The organism is uncultured Legionella sp., from assembly GCF_937871865.1.
In the GTDB taxonomy this organism is placed as follows: domain Bacteria; phylum Pseudomonadota; class Gammaproteobacteria; order Legionellales; family Legionellaceae; genus Legionella.
On record NZ_CALMPD010000158.1, the window covers coordinates 1 to 3301 of the forward strand.

Below are 3301 nucleotides of genomic sequence, written 5' to 3' on the forward strand. Positions count from 1 at the left end.
AATGGTAGTGGGCCCTAGGCTAACCTCTCAATTGAAGGTTTTATCCTATTTATTAAGTAGTTACATCTAAGACTAATTTGGCACAATAAAAAAGGCTCTGTCAATGTATTGACGAAAATATAAATAAAAAGAGTGAGTAAAGATAATTTAATGGAAACTGTTCAAGAATTCAAAAGAGGAATTTTGGCAAAACTTATTGAGAGGTTACTTGTATTTTTATTTATGGATGCCGTGACAAACCACGGCACGCCACTATTGTAAACTGGAATACCAATAATCAAGAGTATGTTAAATGAGTTTCCGATCTCAGCACTAAAGACTCAGGCTCCTTATCCTTTCTTAATTTGGATGCATAATCAAAGTCCAGGGTATCTAACAAAGAATTCGTATTCACTGCATCAGACATAGGACTTAAATTAAACGGAGACTTCTGGCTTTTTGTTAGCTCTTCTGAATTATCACCACTAAGGGCATTACTCACCAACTCATCAACTAAACCAACAGCGGCATTAAATCCAATTACTTGATTTACTTCTTTATTAATACATTCAACACGATCCTGTAAGCTATTCATAAGTTCAGCTAAAGGCTCTTGGGTCTTTTTACTTGCGCTACTTTCGTCCTCAAATTCTTGTTTTCTTTTTTTAGTTCAGGAACCTCGGGCTCGTTTTTTTTCTTATTCATTGACAGTGGATCAACCAAGTCAGGGATATTTGTTGGCATAGGCCATCACCTCGTACAATTGATGCTTGAATAGTTAATCCAATACTATCAAAGCCCCCAAGAAATGATAGGTTATTTCAATCCATTTTAAGATCAATGATTAACTTTATTTATTCATTTTGTTGTTCCTGACATTTCTTCTGAGCTAACTCGCCGCAATTATCCTCACAATTTGTATCATCAGAAGTTAAGCACACATCGTCGATACAATTTTGGGTTGCTTCATCAACGCACGTTAATTCATCTAATTGGTGTGCTCCATTAACGTCTGATGGCAGATCTGCAGCACTGACCAGAAATGAAATGAGTATAAAAAAAACAGTAATTAACAAAGAGCTAAAATAATTCATCGTTCATCCTTAAATAAACTATTTATCAATAAATTATAGCCGTGAAATTATCTTTTACCTGGTTTCATTAATAAATAAATCATGAGAAACTCGGCAATCAAATTATTTCTTTATGAGCATTTATGATGCGCACAAAAAAAATGACGTTCACTAATTTCAGCAAGGCAAATCACAGTGAAGCCTGGTGTTTAAGGCCTGATAATGAACGAGAGCTCATAAATTATATTGGTGATAAAAATCCCTCCTCAATACTTGCAAGAGGCATGGGGCTCAGCTACAGCGACAGCAGTTTATGTAATGAAGGCCTTATTATCGATACCTCCAGATTGAACCATCTGATCGAATTTAATCCTCAGACAGGTATAGCCATCTGTCAGGGAGGTGCCTCAATTAAGGATTTATTTTTATATCACCCTGAATTTATTCCCCCCGTGATACCAGGAACAGTCCATTCTACCGTCGCAGGAGGAATTGCTCATGACGTTCATGGTAAAAACAACCCTCATGCTGGCAGCTTTGGCCATCACGTATTATGGTTTGATTTACTCATTCGGAATAAAATGTATCATTGCAGTCGAGAAGAACATAATGAGTTATTTTATGCAACGCTTGGTGGTTTGGGCCTGACAGGCATCATTATACGGGCAGGATTGCAATTAAAAAATGTATCGCGTTTTGTTCAAGTGGAAAATAAACAGTTTGATTCGATTAAAGCCCTTACTGAAACCATGTCAACTTACGGACTCAATTACAATTATCAAGTAGCCTGGCTAGATCTCTTGCATCAAGAACCCCGCGCTATTCTATCTCTTGCCAATCATTGTCCGCCATGTTCTTATAAAGAAAAAACAACTTACACGGTGAGTAAATTTCCTTTTGGGCTCATAAAGCAATGGAATATGAAATTATTTAACTCATTCTATTTCAAAAGCAAAAAACCAAAGGAACAATTAGCTTTGGATCAATTTAATAACCCTCTAGATAAAATCAGACACTGGAACAGGTTGTATGGCCCCAAAGGATTGATTCAGTTTCAGGCTGTTTTTGATCAGGAACATGCTCATTCCACCATAGAAAAGCTCGTGCAGATAATCAGGAGCAATAAGGCAACACCCACTCTAAGTGTACTTAAATTATTTATTCAGTCTGGCGTGGGATTACTTTCATTTTGTAAACCAGGATTTACGATAGCTATCGATTTCATTCATAATGCCAATGCCGAGAAAGCCATCATAGCAATGAATCAATTAATCACCGAGCTTAACGGGCGTATTTATCTGGCCAAAGACTTATTATTAACTCCTGAACAGTTTCGTAGTATGTACCCACTACATGAGCAATTGTCTCAAATTGCCAAATCCTATCAATCGCCAATGCAATCCGAACTGGCAAAAAGACTAAGGATAACGGAATGACACCAAGAACATGGGTTATTTTAGGAGCTAGCTCCATCATTGCTGAACAATTTGCACATTGTGCCGCAAAAGCAGGAAATCATCTCCGTCTGGTTGGTCGAGATGAAGCACAATTACAGATTATTGCAAAAGACATCGAATATAGATTTAAGGTTCCTTGTGAGATAATGGCTATGGACTTGACCAAGCCCGTCAGTGAATTAAACAAGATTCTTAAATCTGATTCTCATGAGTTAGATTTGTTGCTCGCCCATAGTGATTTCGCAGGCAATGAACATCTTTCAGCCCAATCGATTACGCAGCTAATACAAGTGAATATTATGGCAACCGTCCAGCTCATTCACGCCTATTTACAGCACCCTCAAATGCAACACCATGTGCTGTTTTTAAGTTCTGTCGCGGCCTGCAGAGGACGCGCTAAAAACAGTTTGTATGGCGCGAGTAAAGCAGCAGTAGAGGTTTATTTACAAGGATTACAACAATCTGCAACCAAGGATCAGCACATTACGATCGCACGCCTTGGTTTTATTGATACCAAGCAAACCTTTGGTCTGCCTGGTATTTTTTATGCAGCCCCACCTAAAGCTTGTGCCCAAGCCTGCTGGTCTGCAGTAAACAAGCATAAAGGAATGTTTTATTATCCAGGATTCTGGCGATTGATTATGGCAGTGATGACACGAATTCCTTTTTTTATTTATAAAAAAATGAAAACGATATAACCACCTCTCTGCCGAGTTCAGCTTTCGATCGCTTTAGTCTATTTTGACATAGGATATATTTACATTCTGTTTGCATTCCTGTTATCTATCTGTT

At 37.8% G+C, this 3301-nt stretch carries 5 protein-coding genes; 2 read left to right on the forward strand and 3 right to left on the reverse strand.

Going from position 1 to position 3301, the window contains the following annotated elements; translation table 11 throughout:
- Nucleotides 1-277 precede the first annotated feature (277 nt).
- From Q0495_RS08905 to Q0495_RS08915, 3 genes are all read right to left on the reverse strand, one after another.
- Complete coding sequence (locus Q0495_RS08905; RefSeq protein WP_298625131.1) at nt 278-574, reverse strand: hypothetical protein; 297 nt, start codon at nt 572-574, stop codon at nt 278-280.
- An 8-nt stretch (nt 575-582) separates the two neighbouring features.
- Complete coding sequence (locus Q0495_RS08910) at nt 583-723, reverse strand: hypothetical protein (protein ID WP_298625132.1); 141 nt, start codon at nt 721-723, stop codon at nt 583-585.
- 110 nt (nt 724-833) lie between these two features.
- Nucleotides 834-1073, reverse strand: coding sequence for a hypothetical protein (locus tag Q0495_RS08915; RefSeq protein ID WP_298625134.1), 240 nt, complete (start codon nt 1071-1073; stop codon nt 834-836).
- Nucleotides 1074-1198: 125 nt separating this feature from the next.
- Here Q0495_RS08915 and Q0495_RS08920 point away from each other — a divergent pair, with 125 nt between their 5' ends.
- Complete coding sequence (locus Q0495_RS08920; protein ID WP_298625138.1) at nt 1199-2488, forward strand: FAD-binding oxidoreductase; 1290 nt, start codon at nt 1199-1201, stop codon at nt 2486-2488.
- Nucleotides 2485-3207: an SDR family oxidoreductase gene (locus tag Q0495_RS08925; RefSeq protein WP_298625136.1), complete on the forward strand. Its 723-nt coding sequence runs from the start codon at nt 2485-2487 to the stop codon at nt 3205-3207. Before Q0495_RS08920 ends, Q0495_RS08925 begins: the two co-directional genes overlap by 4 nt.
- Nucleotides 3208-3301: the final 94 nt, after the last annotated feature.